At 63.7% G+C, this 15,058-nt stretch carries 16 protein-coding genes; 4 read left to right on the forward strand and 12 right to left on the reverse strand.

The genetic code is table 11. The features are described 5' to 3' along the window. The first annotated feature begins 161 nt into the window (after nucleotides 1-161). A protein-coding gene (locus tag NKJ32_RS07920; protein WP_352827260.1) for an IS630 family transposase occupies nucleotides 162-1,110 on the forward strand; the annotation gives its coding sequence in 2 pieces (ribosomal slippage) (nucleotides 162-497 and nucleotides 499-1,110; 948 coding nt in all). A gap of 132 nt (nucleotides 1,111-1,242) precedes the next feature. Here the strand turns inward: NKJ32_RS07920 and NKJ32_RS07925 are convergent. From NKJ32_RS07925 to NKJ32_RS07950, 6 genes are all read right to left on the reverse strand, one after another. Continuing rightward, nucleotides 1,243-1,824, reverse strand: coding sequence for an NAD(P)H-dependent oxidoreductase (locus NKJ32_RS07925; protein ID WP_352827263.1), 582 nt, complete (start codon nucleotides 1,822-1,824; stop codon nucleotides 1,243-1,245). 225 nt (nucleotides 1,825-2,049) lie between these two features. Further along, nucleotides 2,050-3,447 (reverse strand): FAD-binding oxidoreductase, encoded by a 1,398-nt coding sequence (locus tag NKJ32_RS07930; RefSeq protein WP_352617684.1) that lies wholly within the window; start codon nucleotides 3,445-3,447, stop codon nucleotides 2,050-2,052. Next, nucleotides 3,447-4,748, reverse strand: coding sequence for a cytosine deaminase (locus tag NKJ32_RS07935; protein WP_352827266.1), 1,302 nt, complete (start codon nucleotides 4,746-4,748; stop codon nucleotides 3,447-3,449). The genes NKJ32_RS07930 and NKJ32_RS07935 overlap by 1 nt, the downstream gene beginning before the upstream one ends. A gap of 193 nt (nucleotides 4,749-4,941) precedes the next feature. Then, nucleotides 4,942-5,793 (reverse strand): ABC transporter permease, encoded by an 852-nt coding sequence (locus NKJ32_RS07940; protein WP_352577095.1) that lies wholly within the window; start codon nucleotides 5,791-5,793, stop codon nucleotides 4,942-4,944. Further along, nucleotides 5,780-6,622: an ABC transporter ATP-binding protein gene (locus NKJ32_RS07945; RefSeq protein WP_352827269.1), complete on the reverse strand. Its 843-nt coding sequence runs from the start codon at nucleotides 6,620-6,622 to the stop codon at nucleotides 5,780-5,782. Before NKJ32_RS07945 ends, NKJ32_RS07940 begins: the two co-directional genes overlap by 14 nt. A 3-nt stretch (nucleotides 6,623-6,625) precedes the next feature. Further along, a complete protein-coding gene (locus NKJ32_RS07950) occupies nucleotides 6,626-7,630 on the reverse strand; it encodes an ABC transporter substrate-binding protein (protein ID WP_352692730.1) in 1,005 nt (334 codons plus the stop codon). Between the two features lie 379 nt (nucleotides 7,631-8,009). Here NKJ32_RS07950 and NKJ32_RS07955 point away from each other — a divergent pair, with 379 nt between their 5' ends. Together NKJ32_RS07955 and NKJ32_RS07960 are read left to right on the forward strand one after the other, a co-directional pair. Beyond that, nucleotides 8,010-8,393: a RidA family protein gene (locus tag NKJ32_RS07955; RefSeq protein WP_352617542.1), complete on the forward strand. Its 384-nt coding sequence runs from the start codon at nucleotides 8,010-8,012 to the stop codon at nucleotides 8,391-8,393. 57 nt (nucleotides 8,394-8,450) lie between these two features. Further along, nucleotides 8,451-9,254: a creatininase family protein gene (locus NKJ32_RS07960; RefSeq protein ID WP_352827272.1), complete on the forward strand. Its 804-nt coding sequence runs from the start codon at nucleotides 8,451-8,453 to the stop codon at nucleotides 9,252-9,254. A gap of 60 nt (nucleotides 9,255-9,314) precedes the next feature. Here the strand turns inward: NKJ32_RS07960 and NKJ32_RS07965 are convergent, their stop codons facing one another. The 3 genes from NKJ32_RS07965 to cobD all read right to left on the reverse strand — a co-directional run bounded on the left by NKJ32_RS07965 (nucleotide 9,315) and on the right by cobD (nucleotide 12,147). After that, nucleotides 9,315-10,469 (reverse strand): serine hydrolase domain-containing protein, encoded by a 1,155-nt coding sequence (locus tag NKJ32_RS07965; protein WP_352782383.1) that lies wholly within the window; start codon nucleotides 10,467-10,469, stop codon nucleotides 9,315-9,317. Nucleotides 10,470-10,588: 119 nt separating this feature from the next. After that, nucleotides 10,589-11,092: a tyrosine phosphatase family protein gene (locus tag NKJ32_RS07970; RefSeq protein ID WP_352827275.1), complete on the reverse strand. Its 504-nt coding sequence runs from the start codon at nucleotides 11,090-11,092 to the stop codon at nucleotides 10,589-10,591. Then, nucleotides 11,089-12,147 carry a threonine-phosphate decarboxylase CobD gene (cobD, locus tag NKJ32_RS07975; RefSeq protein ID WP_352827278.1) on the reverse strand — a complete coding sequence of 353 codons (1,059 nt, stop codon included), beginning with the start codon at nucleotides 12,145-12,147 and terminating at the stop codon, nucleotides 11,089-11,091. The genes NKJ32_RS07970 and cobD overlap by 4 nt, the downstream gene beginning before the upstream one ends. Between cobD and cbiB the strand changes: the two genes are divergently transcribed. Continuing rightward, on the forward strand, nucleotides 12,146-13,117 hold the full coding sequence (cbiB, locus tag NKJ32_RS07980; RefSeq protein WP_352827280.1) for an adenosylcobinamide-phosphate synthase CbiB: 972 nt from the start codon (nucleotides 12,146-12,148) through the stop codon (nucleotides 13,115-13,117). The genes cobD and cbiB overlap by 2 nt on opposite strands. Before the next feature lie 27 nt (nucleotides 13,118-13,144). On the opposite strand, the gene NKJ32_RS07985 is transcribed toward cbiB, so the two are convergent. The 3 genes from NKJ32_RS07985 to cobU form a co-directional block, all read right to left on the reverse strand. Beyond that, nucleotides 13,145-13,459, reverse strand: a complete 315-nt coding sequence (locus tag NKJ32_RS07985) for a hypothetical protein (RefSeq protein WP_051406122.1) — start codon at nucleotides 13,457-13,459, stop codon at nucleotides 13,145-13,147. Nucleotides 13,460-13,932: 473 nt separating this feature from the next. Next, the gene (gene cobO / locus NKJ32_RS07990; RefSeq protein ID WP_352827283.1) at nucleotides 13,933-14,550 is read right to left on the reverse strand and encodes a cob(I)yrinic acid a,c-diamide adenosyltransferase; all 618 of its coding nucleotides are present in this window, start codon (nucleotides 14,548-14,550) and stop codon (nucleotides 13,933-13,935) included. Between the two features lies 1 nt (nucleotide 14,551). Next, the coding region (cobU, locus tag NKJ32_RS07995; RefSeq protein ID WP_352827285.1) for a bifunctional adenosylcobinamide kinase/adenosylcobinamide-phosphate guanylyltransferase at nucleotides 14,552-15,058 on the reverse strand (507 nt) is incomplete at its 5' end.

A 15,058-nucleotide genomic window follows, 5' to 3' on the forward strand; every position in this document is an offset into this window, starting at 1 on the left:
GGGAGAAGGTGGCCGAGCGAAGCTCGGTCGGATGAGGGGTGTTGGAAGGATCGCTACCTCAACGGAATTAGAGCGGTTCCTGATTTGACGGAATCGAAGGGGATTCCGGATCAGTCGGTTTTGTGATTCAAGATGCTGGCTGGAGTGGAGGCCAGCATCGGATGACGCGACCTCTTTCGGATGATCTTCGCGAACGTGTTGTAGCGGCGGTTTTGGGTGGCGAGAGCCGCCGGTCGGCCGCGAAACGGTTCGGCATTTCGGTTTCGGCGGCGGTGAAGTTGTTGCAGCGCCATCGGGCGACTGGCTCGGTTGCGCCTGGCAAGATGGGCGGACATCGCAAGAGGGTGCTGGAGCCGCACCGTGCCTTCATCGAGGCGCGTGTGCGTGAGACGCCGCATCTGACACTGCATGGTCTGAAGGATGAGTTGGCCGCACGCGGGGTCAAGGTCTCGCACAACGCGGTCTGGCTGTTCCTGCGCCGCGAGAGCCTGAGCTTCAAAAAAAACGCTGTTCGCCCTTGAGCAGGCGCGCGCTGATATTGCCCGCAGGCGTCAGCGATGGCGCTCTTGGCAGGCCGGCCTCGATCCGCAGCATCTGGTCTTCATCGACGAGACCTGGATCAAGACCAACATGGCTCCGCTGCGCGGTTGGGGGCCGAAGGGCGAGCGGCTGCGCGGCTTGGCCCCGCACGGCCACTGGCGCACGCTGACCTTCCTCGGCGCGCTGCGCTGCGATAGGCTCGCGGCACCTTGCGTCTTCGACGGGCCAATCAACGGCCAATGCTTCCGCGCCTATGTCGAGCAGCAGCTCATCACCGTGCTGAAACCCGGCGACATCGTCGTCATGGATAATCTGGGAAGTCATAAGTCGGCGGCCATCAGGCAGATGATCAAGGCGGCCGGCGCCAGGCTTTGGTACCTACCGCCCTACTCCCCAGACCTCAATCCGATCGAGCAGGCCTTTGCCAAAATCAAACACTGGATGCGCCAAGCTCAGAAACGTACCGTCGAGGACACTTGGCGCCACATCGGCCACCTCGTTGAAACGATCGAGGCAACCGAATGCAACAACTACTTCGCAAACGCCGGCTACGCTTCCATCAAAACGTGAAAGGCTCTAGCGTTTAGCGCTCCCGTCCCAATCTTCCCACGCCGCGTTTCTTCCAGCACCCCTCATCCGGCTCGGCGCTACGCGCCGATCCACCTTCTCCCACAAGGGGAGAAGGAAAAGTCCCCTCCCGCGTCAGAACGCGTCCATCCTGGCCGCGACCTTCGCGATGAACCTCGTCCGCGTCTCGTCCGTCGACAGGTTCATCGAGTAATGCGCGAGATAGGAGACCGACCCGCCGGGTTTGATGGTGGCGCGCAGCACCCGATTGACCAGCTTGCGCGGCGGGTCGCCCATCAGCATGGCGCGGAACCGGCTGCCGCCATAGGTGGTGACCGCCGCGACCTTGTGAATGTTGTGCAGCGACGGCTGCACCTTGCCGTTGACCAGCTTGAACGACACGCCGGGCAGGAAGACGCGATCGAAAAAGCCTTTCAAAATGGCCGGATAGCCGAAGTTCCACACCGGAAACGACAGCACCAGCGCCTCGGCCCGCAGTAAGCGCTCGACATAGGCTGACGCCGGATCGCCTTCGCTGCGTTCGTCGTGATAGGACAGCCGTTCGGCCCGCGTCAGCCTGGGATCGAAACCCTCCGCATAGAGATCGCAGTCGTCGACGACATGGCCGGCGGCCTTCAGCCGCTCGATGATCGTCCGGTGCAGATCGGCGTTGAAGCTGGTCTCCACAGGATGAGCGTAGAGGACGAAGACGTTCACAGGAGAACATCTCGCAAGTCGGCACCAAGCACCCCCCTCTGCCCTGCCGGGCATCTCCCCCTCAAGTGGGGAGATCGGCTGTCAGTATCGCTTTCGCCAGTTGACGACATTGGAAGATGGTCGAGACGATGGAACTGCCAATCTCCCCCCTTGAGGGGGAGATGCCAAGTGGTGGCAAAGAGGGCAGGCCAGAGGGGGGTACAGCGCCACACGCCCGTCATCGTCTCAACCCGCCTTCTCCAGTCCCTTGAACAGGAACGACTTGCCCGAGCGATAATCATAGTCCGGGTTCTCCCAGGCGATCATCTTGCCGGGATTGAGCAGCCCTTGCGGGTCGGTCTCGCGCTTGAAAGCCAGTTGCACTTCATCCGTCCGCTTCATGCCGCCTTCTTCCAGCGTGTAGCGGTGCGGGTTGAAGATCCAGCAGCCATTGTCCTCGTGGATGCGGATGATCTCGTCGAGCCGCTCCGCCGTGGTGAAGCGGACCAGCGGCAGCCCTGCGATGCCGATGGCGCCGTCGAAGCGGATGAACTCGAGATGCGCCGGCACCTCGTCGCCGAAGCGGTCGACCATCGCCTTGACGTGGCCGAGGTGGTCCGGCGACGGATAGCGGGTCTGCAGATAGGTGATCGTCGGATCGACCCGGATGGCACGCAGCGTCGTGTGGTTCCAGGTCAGCTCATAGGCCGGCGGCAGCCCTTTGAGATCGGCCTCCTTGTCGGCGCGAAAGACGATCTCGCCCTTGCTGCGCGCCGTGAAGGCGAGGAAGGCATCCATCGCATGCGGCGCGATCATCAAGACGACGATGCTTTGGCCGCGCCGGAAAAACCGCTGGTGGCGCTTGAAGTAATCGTAGGGGATGGGTGCTGCGATCGGCGTGATCAGTTTCGCCAATATGCCGTCCTGGATGGCGAGATCGTTGCCGAAGCCAGCCGCATCCATGAAATCGTCGAAGCCGACGATGACGTCGATCCAGTCATAGCTGGCGGTCAGAGGCATCTCGACTTCGGTGATGATGCCGTTGGTGCCGTAGGCGTGCATCACCTTCAGCACGTCCTCGCCGGTGAGCTCCATGACCCGCGGCTCAGCCTCCATCGTCACGGTCCTCAGCCGGATGACGTTGCCGAGGTCGCGCAGTCCGCCCCAGCGGATCGAACCGATGCCGCCGGAGCCGCCGGCGACGAAGCCGCCGATCGATGCGGTGTTGTAGGTCGACGGCGACATGCGGAGCTCCTGGCCGGAATGCGCCCGCGTCGCTCTGTCGATGTCGGCGAGCACGGCGCCGGGGCCGGTGACGACACGGCCCGGCGCGATCATCTTGACCGCGTTCATCTCGGCGAGATTGAGCACCACGCCGCCGGACAGTGGCATCGCCTGCCCGTAATTGCCGGTGCCACTGCCGCGCGGCGTCACCGGGACGCCGTGCCGGTGGCAGGCGGCGAGAATGCGGACGACCTCGTCTTCGGTTTTCGGCGTCACGATCAGGTCACCGGTGACGTGCTCGAGCTGCTGCTTCAGCACCGGGCTGTACCAGTAGAAGTCGCGGCTCTTCTGCTGGACGATCGCCGGATGGTCATCGACCTTGAGGCCGTCCAGGTCGCGCTTGAGCGCCGCAATATCCATCATTCCACCATCAGATCATCGAGTTCGGCATAATCGGGCAGCTGGCGCTCGATCGCATGCCCGTCGCGCACGACGATGCGATCCGATTCGGGCCGCGACAGCAATTCCGTCCAGCTTCGCCCCCTGAAGACGACGAAATCGGCCGGCGCTCCGGCGGCAAGCGTGCCGAAATTATCGAGCCGCATCACCTTGGCCGGCGTTGCGGTGACAGCTTGCGGCCAGTCCGCGACGGGATGGTCGAGATGCAGGACGCGCGTCGCCATGCGATAGACCTCCAGCATGTCGAGATCGCCATAGGCGTAGAACGGGTCGCGCGTATTGTCGGAGGCGACGGCGACGGCAATGCCGCGCGCCTTCATCTCGTGCAGCAGCGTCACCCCGCGCCAGCGCGGCGTTGTCCTGTCGCCTCGCCGGTCCTGCAGATAGAGATTGCACATCGGCAGCGACACCACCGCCAAGCCGGCCTTGGCGACCTTATCCAGCGTGTCGAGCACGTCGAGGTCGGGCTGGCGTGCCAGCGAGCAGCAATGGCCGACCAGGATGTTCCCGTCAAAACCGTTCCAAAGGGCTGCTTCGGCGATTTTCTTCAGCGAGATCGCCGAGACATCGTCGGTCTCGTCGGCGTGGAAATCGAGGTCGAGGCCATGCTTGATCGCCTGCGCAAACACCTGGTCGAGCAGTTCTTCGAGATCCGGCACCATATAGGTGACGACGCCGAGGACACCCTTGGCGGCAGCCACCCGTTTGGCCAGCCTCTCGAACCATTTCCTGTCGCGCACGCCCTCGATGCCGAGCAGGCAGGCCGCCTGCAGCTCGATGCGGCCGCGCCATTTCTCCCGCATCGTCTCGAACACCGGCCAGGAGATCTCTTCCTGCGGCGCGACGCTGTCGAGATGCGTGCGCAGCGCCCTGGTGCCGTGCGCGTAGGCGCAGCGCAGCGAAAAATCCATGCGGCGGGCAACGTCGTCGGCGCTCCAGCGCGCCGCGCGGTCGGCGCCGGTGGCGTTCAAAGCGGCCATGAAGGTGCCGTCCGGGTTGGGCTTTCGGGGCCAGATATGGCCCTTGTCGATATGGGTGTGGCAGTCGACGAAGCACGGCAGCACGATGCGGCCGCCGAGGTCGAGGGCGGCTGCCGGTGCTGCCGATCGCCGATGCGCCGCAATGCTGGAAATCCTGCCGTCGGCGACGGCGATGTCGGCGAGTGCAAAACCGTCGGCGTCGGAAGGAGCGGCAAGGCCGAGCGTCAGGGAGGCATGAAGCCGGACCTTGGAGAGATAGTAGGAACCAGAAGCCGGTATCAAGGCGTACCCCCCTCTGTCCTGCCCTCTTTACCACTACTTGGCATCTCCCCCTCAAGGGGGGAGATTGGCAGCCTCGCCCATGGCGCTCGTCTTGCAACGTTGGCGATTAGCGAAATCCTGGATAGCATCCAATCTCCCCCCTTGAGGGGGAGATGTCCGGCAGGACAGAGGGGGGTGCTGGCGCTGCTCACCATCACCGCTCCTGCCTCAGTGCGCTCTCGTGCCAGCGCCGCAAAATGAGATGCGAAATCAGCGACAGCACCAGGAAGATCAGGATGCCGGTGAGCGAGATCAGGATCAGCGCCGCGAACAGCCTTGGCGCGTTGAGCCGGTAGCCGGCCTCGATGATGCGCGAGGCGAGGCCGGACGACTGGCCGGTGGCGCCGGCGACGAACTCGGCCACCACCGCGCCGATCAGCGACAGGCCGCCGGCGATCTTCAGCCCGCCGAGGAAATAAGGCATCGCCGCCGGCAGCCGCAGATAGCGCAATTGCTGCCAGCGAGTGGCGCCGTTGAGCTTGAACATGTCGCGCAGGTTGCGGTCGACGGAGTTGAGGCCGAGCGTGGTGTTGGAGAGGATCGGGAAGAAGGCGACGATCCAGGCACAAAGCAAAAGCTTCGTCGTCTGGTTGTCGACATAGATGTTGATCAGCGGAAAGATCGCGACGATCGGCGTCACCTGCAGCACGATGGCGAAGGGAAAGAACGACATCTCCACCCATTTCGACTGAGCGAACAGCACTGCCAGCCCGACACCGCCGACCACGGCGAGAAGCAGGCTCAAGAAGGTGATCCTGAGTGTCACCAGCAGCGAGGAGAACAGCAGCCCGGCATCGTCGTGCAGCGTTTGCAGCACCACGCCGGGGCGCGGCAGTATGTATTTCGGGATGTCGTTCCAGACGCAGACGCGGTCCCACAGCCAGATCGCCAGGATCATGATCGCCAGCGGCAGCAGCCATCTGCCGATGCGCTCGAAGCGCTCCTGGCGGACGCGGCGCGCCTCCTCCGGGTCGAGCGCCGGGATCTGTTCTTCAATGGCCGTCATGATGCGGTCCGGCAGTTGAGTTGATGGCGCCGATCAGCAGGTCGGATGCCTGGCGGCAGAGCGCGGCATAGTCGGGCGAGGTGCGAAACGCCTCGTCGCGCGGATAGGATGCATCGACGGCAAGGTCGGCAAACACCCGGCCCGGCCGCGCCGCCATGACGACGATGCGGTTGGAGAGGAATACGCTTTCGAAGACGCTGTGGGTGACGAAAACGACGGTAAAACGCTCATCCTGCCATAGCTCGAGAAGGTCGTTGTTGAGCTTGAAGCGGGTGATCTCGTCGAGTGCGGCGAACGGCTCGTCCATCAACAGAATGCGCGGCTTGGTCACCATGGCGCGGGCGATGGAGACGCGCATCTTCATGCCGCCTGACAGTTCGCGCGGCACGGCCTTCTCGAAGCCGGTCAGGTGAACCCGCGCCAGCATCTCCATCACCGCCGGCGCCGCCTTGGCACGCGACACGCCCTTCAGCCGCAGCGGCAGCCAGACATTGTCGAAGACGTCGGCCCAGGGCAGCAGCGTCGGCTCCTGGAAGACGAAGCCGATATTTGAACGGTCGCCGATATTCGAACGCTCGAGGGCGCCGCTGCCGCGCCAGTCGAGCACGCCCGAGGTCGGCGTCGACAGGCCGGCAATCAGCCGCAGCGCCGTCGACTTGCCGCAGCCCGACGGCCCGAGCAGGCTGAGGAAATCGCCTTCCCGGATCGTCAGCTCGACATTGCTGAGCGCGGTGACGCCGTTGGAAAACACCTTGCCGACACCGCGCAGCGCCAACAGCGTCGGCCCTGGTACACTTCCTGGCTGTTGCGCCACTTTCTCCAGCTTCACGGCCTACTTCTTCAGGTCGAGCCCGACGCTCTTGTTGACGAAGGCCAGCGTGTAGGCCTTTTTGATGTCGATGCCCGCCGGCGTGACCTTGGCCTTGACCATCTTGTCGTAGAAACTCTGGATGCGCGCATCGGTCATGGCGCCGATGCCGAGCTTTTCGCTGTCGCCGGAATCGACCACGCCGAACTTCTTCAGCTGCTCGATCGAGAAAGCGATCTGCTCATCCGTCATATCCGGATTTTCCTTCTTGATCATCTCGTTGGCGGCCTTGTTGTCGCCGTAGAGATAATTGTACCAGCCCTTGGCCGAGCCATCGACGAAGCACTGGACCACCTCGGGCCGCTTGTCGACCGTCTCCTGCATGGTCTCGACCGTCGTTGCATATGTGTCCCAGCCATAGTCGGCCAGCAGGAACTGGTTCGGCGTGAAACCGCCCTGCTTCTGGACGGCGAATGGCTCCGAGGTGACGTAACCCTGCTGGATCGACTTCTTGTTGGCGATGAACGGCGCCGGATTGAAGGTGTAGGGCGCGCGCTTGGCGGCATCGAAGCCGAGGTCGGTGACCATCCACTGGAAGAAGGTCTGCGCACCTTCGTCGCCAAGGATGTACTGGTCGGCGTTCTTCAGGTCTTCCCATTTATCCAGCCCCTGCCCGGGATGGGACATGATGACCTGCGGGTCCTTCTGGAAGTCGGCCGCCACGACGCGCATCGGTATGCCTTGCTGCACGGCATCGAAAGCCGACAGCAGATTGCCGCCCATGTAAAAATCGATCTTGCCGGCCAGCAGCAGCGGCCGGCCGCTGACCTGTGGGCCGCCCTGCATGATCGTCACGTCGATGCCGCAGGCGGCATAGGTGCCGTCCACCACGGCCTGGTAGTAACCCCCATGCTCCGGCTCAGCCAGCCAGTTGGTGCCGAAGGTGACTTTTTCGTTCGCTGCCGCGGCAAGCGTGCCTGCGCCAAGCAGCACGATCACGCCCGCCGAAATCTTGAGTTTTCCGTACATCCACACCACCCTTTGTTCGCTCCGACGCGTCACGCGCCGGGCTCGACACCATTGTTTCAAGAAGCAAGACACATGCCACCGGCGCGTTGCGCCGGGACCGCCCGCTTGTGCAATGCCCGCCTGTGCAATGGCGGCGCGAAGGCCGGACGGGTCATGCTGTACGGAAGGCATCGTGCCTATTTTTTGATCGCCTGTCCACAATCGCCCTCGTGACATGCACCGCCATCTTGATGCCCCCATCGATCCGGCCTTAGAGCGACGTGCGTCCACTTGGACGCACAAAGTACGCTCTAAAACTTTGAATCTTCGCATCGTGCTTTCCGAAAATCGATCGCGATTTTCGGGCCGATGCGATAGGCTGCCGTGAACGGAGATTGCCATGTTCAAATTTCTCACACCGAAGTCGATCAAGCCGCCCTTCGCCCGCTACAGCCATGGCGTCGAACTGCCGCCCGGCAAGCGGCTGGTGCTGTGTTCGGGCCAGGTCGCAATCACCCCGGACGACCAGATCCCCGAGGAGGCCGGCGCACAGGCCGAGCTTTGTTTCCGGAACATATCGGCGATTCTCGGCGAGGCCGGGCTCGGCCTGTCCGACATCGTCCGCATCAACACCTACGTCACCGACCGCGCCTTCCTGCGCCCCTATATGGAGGTTCGCGACCGGCTGTTCGCCAGCCCGGCGCCGGCCTCGACGCTGATGATCGTGTCCGGGTTTGCCCGGCCGGAATTCAAGGTCGAGATCGAGGTCATTGCGGCGGGATGATCGACAGCCGATCGTTCCCGCGTTAGGTCTGGGCTTGTCGGTTCAAGAGGGCATGACATGACCGCTGCAAAAAAACGCGTATGGTGGGGTGACTACCGGACCACCGAATACGCGACCGTCGATCCTGAGGCGACCATTGCCGTTCTGCCGCTGGCGGCGATTGAGCAGCACGGCCCGCATCTGCCGGTCTCGACCGACACCTCGATCATGAACGGCATGCTGGAAACGGTGATCGCGCGCCTGCCCGGCGATCTCGACATCCGCATCCTGCCGGTCCAGGCGGTAGGCAAGTCGAACGAGCATTTGCACGCACCGGGCACCCTCACCCTGCCGGCGACGACCTTGGTCGAGGCGTGGACCGAACTTGGCCTGTCGGTCGCGCGCGCCGGCGTCCGAAAACTGATTGTCGTCAACTCGCATGGCGGCAATGAGGAGATCATGGGCATCGTCACCCGCGAATTGCGCGTGCGGGCAAAGATGCTGGCGGTAAAGACCAGCTGGCAGCGTTTTGGCCGGCCGGCCGGCATGTACACCGAGCTCGAGGACCGCCACGGCATTCATGGCGGCGACGTCGAGACCTCGCTGATGCTGCATTTCCGGCCCGACCTCGTCGACATGGCCAAGGCCGACAATTTCGTGTCCAAGGTCGCCCGCGCCGAAAAGGAATTTGCGCTGCTGCGCCACACCGGAACGCACGCCTTCGCCTGGATCGCCAGCGATCTCAACCCGAATGGCGTGGTCGGCGACGCCAGCATTGCCACCGCCGAAAAAGGCCGGCTGACCGCCGAACATCAGTCCGACGGCTTCATCGGCCTGCTGAGGGACGTGGGCAAGGCAAAGCTGGCGGATTGGTTGGCGTAGGTGTTTGAACCAACTCAGGCCTCGCTCACGAGGGGCGATTCCATTCGCACGCGAGGATCCTCACTTCACCTCTTGAAGCGGCGACACCGTGTAGATTTCGTCCAGTATCTTCACCATCAAGGTGTTGGCGGTCGCCTGGCCGTCGAGCGCGAGAGTCAGGTTGGTCCATATGACCAGGGTGACGTCATTGGCCGGATCGTAGCCCATGAAGGACTGGTAACCGGGCATCTCGCCTTCGTGATAGTAGATTTCGTTAGGCCCGAAGGTCAGCGTTAGGATGCCATAGCCGTATTTTTGCATGGCGGGTTCGCCCGGCTCCGGCGCCTCAGGGCTTGCAAGCCACTGCCGCTGGAAGTCGGCATTGAAGAGCTTGCCCCCGACCAGCGCGCGCATCCAGGTCGCGAGGTCATCCGCGGTGGAGATGACTCCGCCAGCCGCAAAGTAGGCGGACGGGTTCTGCCATGTGTCGTCGTTGGGCTTGAGCGTTCCCGCCCTGGCCGCAGCCTGGAGGTCGTCCGGATAGGGCGCATCAGCCAGGGCGTACGAAGTACTGCCGTAGAGATAGCCGTTTGAGTATGGCTCGGGGATGGCGTTCGACGTGCTCGGCGGCAACGCCGTGTTCTTCATGCCGAGCGGCCCGAACAGGCGGTCCCGGAAGATGGTCGAGAGCGGCTTGCCGTCGATCTTCTCGGCAACAAGGCCGAGCAGATAGTAGTTGGTGTTGTTGTACTCGAATTCGGCACCCGGCGCGAAGTCCGGCGGCCGTTTGAACGCCATGCCGAGTACTTCATCAGCGGTCCATACCCTGTAAGGATACTTGTCCAGGCTTTCGGCAAGTTCCGGCGGATTGGTGAAGTTAGGGAGGCCGCTCCGCATTGTTATGAGCTGCCGAATGGTTATCTCGTCGCCGTTGGGAACGCGCTGGACGTATTTCGAGATCAGATCGACGAAGCTCAGTTTCCCTTCCTGCACCAGTTGCACGATGACAGCGGCGGTCATCGTCTTGGTGTTCGAGGCCGCACGGAAGTGGGTATCGGCGCGCGGCGGGTTCGTGGCACCCAGTTCAGTCGTACCGTAGCCGAAGACGAGGTTGCCCCGCGGAGTCTTGAGCAAAACCATGGCACCGGGCAGCATAAGTTCCTTGGCCAAACCCTCGACAGTGGCTTGGAGCGCTGCCAGGTCGATCGACTTGAGAGCCGGCATGGACGCGGCCATGGCGCTGCCTGTCGCGCAGACCACGCCAACAACGATGGCCAAAATTCTCCCGATCATCATTCGCCCCTTGGCCGTGTCCTAGAACTCCTGCGCACTTTTCCTGGAATTTGTTTTTAGGCTCAGATTTTCAATTCGAACGGCGTGCCTTCGAAAGCATCCGCGCCGCGCCCGATCGCCTGGATCGCTTCGATCATCCGGCCTCTGCGATCGAGCAGCGTGTCGGCGATCGCGATCAGCCGCGGATTGGGTGTCGCCGTGGGCGACAGCGCGCGCAGCGTCTCGGCCAGTTCGGCCTCGTCGCGCTTCGGCGCCAAGGCTGCCGCGATTATGTAGGCCGAGGCGGTCGAGCGGCTGATGCCGGCATAGCAATGCACCACCAGCGGCCGCGAGCGATCCCATTGGCGTGCGAAATCGAGCAGGTTCAAGACATGCTCCTCGCCCGGCATCGTCATGCCCTCCTGCGCTACCGCAATGTCGTGCATGACCAGATGCAGATGGTTTTCCCTGGTGATCGAGGCCGGTCGCATCACCTCCGTTCCGGCGGCAAGCAGCGAAAGCAGCCGGCCGGCCCCGGTCTTCGTTACCGTTTCCTCGACTTTGGACAGCGAACAGACGTGGATCATTGGGTAGTTTCTCCCTTGGCATCATCGTCGCGCCGCGAGGCCCAGCCGGCAAGTGCGGATTCGAGCCGCCGCCATTCTTCGTCGGCTCCCGGCAGGCCGACGCGCAGCACATCCGGACGATCGGCGAAATGCCGAAGCAGGATGCCGCGCTGGCCGAGCACCGAAAACAGGCCGGCGGCGCCCGCCAGCCTGATATAGCGGAACAACGCGGTGCCACCGGCGACAGGCACGCCGAAGCAGCCGAACAGCGTATCGAGCCGTGCGGCATCCTCGGCCAGACGGCGCCGCATCCCGGCCTGCCAGCCGGTATCGCCAAGCGCCCTTATGCCGTATTCGAGCGCCGGCCCGGCAACCGCCCATGGCCCGAATTGCGCCTCCAGCCGCTCGACCGTCAGCGCATCGGCCAGTGCAAAGCCAAGCCGCAGGCCGGCCAGGCCGAAGAACTTACCGAACGAACGCAGCACGACGATGCCGCCCTGGTCGACGTCGCCGGCCAGGCTTTCGCTGCGCGGGCCGACATCCATGAAGGCCTCGTCGACCACCAGCAGCCCACCTCTGTCGCGTAATGTCCCGGCAAGTCGAAGCAATCTTTCGCGCTCGACGACGCGCCCGTCCGGGTTGTTGGGATTGACGACGACGGCAAGGTCGGCCGCCGCCAGGGCTTCGAAATCATCGACTTCAGCCGCCGCATGGCCGGCGATCGCCGCTGCCCGCCGATGCTCGGCATAAGTCGGCCCGAGCACCAGCGCCTTGCCCGGGCTGACCAGCGAAGCGACGCGCGGCAACAGGATCTGCGTGCCGGGCGCCGCTGCGACATTCGCCGCCGACGGGGCGCCATAGGCGCTTGCCGCGCGTTCAGCCAAGTCGCGGCTGCGCGCTGTTTCCGGCAATCGCGACAGGGCGGTGGCGGGCAAATCGAAAAGCGGGTAGGAGTGCGGATTGATCCCGGTCGAGAGGTCGACGAACGGCAGCGGCGCGTGAGGGAAAAGCGCCCTCGCCCGGCCAAGGCTTCCGCCGTGGTCCACTGCCGCCGTCACTCCATCAAGAGACTTCATGCCGATCCTGATCACTTTCCTGTCGCTGGCCATCGAACTTGTACTCGGCTACCCGGCCCGGCTCTTCGATGCCATTGGCCATCCCGTCACCTGGTTCGGCAGGCTGATATCCTTTCTCGACCGCAGGCTCAACCGCGCCACTGATTCCGACGCCCACCGTCGCGGCTGGGGCGTCGTCGCGCTGCTGGTGATCGTGCTGGTGCCGGCCGCCCTCGCCCTCTGGCTCGAAACCTTGCTTTGGAGCATTCCCCTCGGCTTGTTGGTCACCGCAATCCTGGCGACGTCGCTGCTGTCGCAGAAGAGCCTGGCCGAGCATGTCGAAGCGGTCGCCGACGCACTCGACAGCGGCGGACTGGATATGGGCCGCATTGCCGTCTCCAGGATCGTCGGCCGCGATCCGGAAAAGCTCGACAGGGCCGCTGTCTGCCGCGCCGCGATCGAAAGCCTGGCCGAGAATTTCTCCGACGGCGTCGTCGCGCCGGCCTTCTGGATCGGTATCGGCGGGCTCGCCGGCGGCGTCGCCTACAAGGCCGCCAACACCGCCGATTCGATGATCGGCCACCGCACTCCGCGCCACGAAGCCTTCGGCTGGGCGGCTGCGCGCTTCGACGACTGGATCAACCTGCCGGCGTCGCGGCTGACGGCGCTGCTGATCGTACTCGCCGCTTTCCTGGTCAAGGGCGCCGACGCCAAGGGCGCCTGGCACGCCGTGCGGCGCGATGCGAAAAAACACCGCTCGCCCAATGCCGGCTGGCCGGAAGCAGCGATGGCCGGCGCGCTCGGCCTGGCGCTCGCCGGCCCCCGTTCCTATGACGGCGTCATGGTCGAAGACGCATTGATGGGCGAAGGCGGCCGGCGCGATGATGTCGAGAGCACCGACATCCGACGGGCGCTGAAACTCTACCGCGTCGCCGACTTACTGCTGATCGCGCTGTTCGGCGTGGTCGCGGTGATCGTCATCGCCGCGTGAACGTCCGAATGGGTCGGCAAACCCGACCTACCAGGTAACACGGACTTCCTTTGCGCTCGGATCGGCTTCCACGCCAAACCTTTTGATCGCGTACCCACCGGCAGCTACGGGAGAAGATTTCAATAAGGGTTCGACTACGACAAAAAGTCGTTCAGCGTTTGGCCCATACATGTAGAGGATGCATTCGCCTTCACCAAACAAGTCACCGTCAAACTCGCCGACCGATGCATCCTCGATAGCTTTCTCTAGCCGATTCTCGAGCGCATAAATGGATTCGCGCTCGTCAGCGGCACCAAACTGACCATCATTGAGAATAAGATAGACGATTACCGCCTGGTCCACGAACAATCTCCAGCTTCGCAAGCGACCAGAACTCTATCCCTGACATCCGGCGGCACTGAAACTCTACCGGATCGCCGACTTTCTGCTGATCGCACTGTTTGGGGTAATCTCGACGGTCGTAATTCTGTTGTGATCTTCGCCCGATCCCAGGCGAAACAAAAACCCACCATGCGGCGGGTCGTTGGAGCCAATTAGCACCATACCGAAATTAGTAGCATAGCTGCCGGCACAAAGCAAGAACAAAATAGGGCGCCTTCAGCCTTGAAGGTTCGCAGCTTAGTTCCAGCTTGGGTTCCTCGCCCCACGAAAGTGGGGAGAGGTGGCTCGGCGAAGCCGAGACGGAGAGGGGAACCGCGCTCTACGAAAGCCCCTCTCCGGCCGCTTCGCGACCACCTCTCCCCCCTTCGCGGCGGGCGAGGAACCCAAATCTTGAGAGGTCGAGACACCGCGCCTCTGCCTCCCCAGCAACCCCCTCAGAACTCGATCCCCTGCTGCGCCTTCACGCCGGCGGAGAAGTGGTGCTTGGTCACGCCCATCTCGGTGACCAGATCGGCCGCCTCGACCAGTGCCGGTTTGGCGTTGCGGCCGGTGACGACGACATGCAGGCCTTCGCGACGCGCCTTCAGCGCCGCGACCACCTTTTCGAGATCGAGGTAGTCGTAGCGCAGCGCGATGTTCAGCTCGTCGAGCACCACGAGGCTGATCGACGGCTCGGCCATCAGCTCCAGCGCTTTCGCCCAGGCAGCCTCGGCCGCCGCGATGTCGCGCTTCACATCCTGTGTCTCCCAGGTAAAGCCCTCGCCCATGGCGTGCCAGACGACACGGTCGCCGAAGGCGGCAAAGGCGTCTTTCTCGCCGGTGTGCCATTTGCCCTTGATGAACTGAACGACGCCGACGCGCTTGCCATAGCCGAGCATCCTGAGCGCCAGCCCAAAGGCGGCCGTGGTCTTGCCCTTGCCCGGTCCGGTGTTGACGATCAGCAGCCCCTTCTCGACCGTCTTGGCCGCGACCTCGGCGTCCTGCACCGCCTTGCGCTTGGCCATCTTGGCGCGGTGGCGTTCCTCGTCCTTGGGATCGATAGTATCAGCCATGTCATTTCACCTTGAGCGGCAGCCCCGCCACCATCAAAAGCACGGTGCCGGCAACAGCCGCGACGTCCTGGTTCAGCCGGCCGGCGGCGTCGCGAAACCGTCTTGCCAGCGCATTGTCCGGCACGATGCCCTGGCCGACCTCGTTGGACACCACGAACCACGGCCCACGCGGCCGCGACAGCACATCGGCCAGCCTCCGGCATTCGGCCTCGACATCATGGTCGGCCAGCATATGGTTGGTCAGCCACAGCGTCAGGCAGTCGATCAGCACCGGCTGGCCGTCAGGCAGCGCTCCGATCGCGCCGGCAAGGTCGAGCGGCGCATCGATGGTCGTCCAGCCGGCGCCCCGGCGCGAGCGGTGCAGCGCGATGCGCTGGCGCATCTCGTCGTCATAGGCTTGCGCCGTGGCGATATAGCTCCAAGGCCGCGGGCCGACCGTCACCAGGCTCTCGGCATGCGGGCTCTTTCCGGCGGGGCCGCCGCCGGGGTGTTGTTGACCGAGACCAGC

This window comes from Mesorhizobium sp. M0159 (assembly GCF_040322295.1).
GTDB lineage: Bacteria > Pseudomonadota > Alphaproteobacteria > Rhizobiales > Rhizobiaceae > Mesorhizobium.

Excerpts from the sequence above, each read along its gene's own strand:
- NKJ32_RS07930 (WP_352617684.1), bottom strand. The coding sequence starts at position 3,447 with ATGGATATTGCGGCGCTCAAGCGCGACCTGGACGGCCTCAAGGTCGAT.
- NKJ32_RS07940 (WP_352577095.1), bottom strand. The coding sequence starts at position 5,793 with ATGACGGCCATTGAAGAACAGATCCCGGCGCTCGACCCGGAGGAGGCG.
- NKJ32_RS07950 (WP_352692730.1), bottom strand. The coding sequence starts at position 7,630 with ATGTACGGAAAACTCAAGATTTCGGCGGGCGTGATCGTGCTGCTTGGC.
- NKJ32_RS07955 (WP_352617542.1), top strand. The coding sequence starts at position 8,010 with ATGTTCAAATTTCTCACACCGAAGTCGATCAAGCCGCCCTTCGCCCGC.
- NKJ32_RS07960 (WP_352827272.1), top strand. The coding sequence starts at position 8,451 with ATGACCGCTGCAAAAAAACGCGTATGGTGGGGTGACTACCGGACCACC.
- NKJ32_RS07965 (WP_352782383.1), bottom strand. The coding sequence starts at position 10,469 with ATGGCCGCGTCCATGCCGGCTCTCAAGTCGATCGACCTGGCAGCGCTC.
- NKJ32_RS07970 (WP_352827275.1), bottom strand. The coding sequence starts at position 11,092 with ATGATCCACGTCTGTTCGCTGTCCAAAGTCGAGGAAACGGTAACGAAG.
- cbiB (WP_352827280.1), top strand. The coding sequence starts at position 12,146 with ATGCCGATCCTGATCACTTTCCTGTCGCTGGCCATCGAACTTGTACTC.
- cobD (WP_352827278.1), bottom strand. The coding sequence starts at position 12,147 with ATGAAGTCTCTTGATGGAGTGACGGCGGCAGTGGACCACGGCGGAAGC.
- cobO (WP_352827283.1), bottom strand. The coding sequence starts at position 14,550 with ATGGCTGATACTATCGATCCCAAGGACGAGGAACGCCACCGCGCCAAG.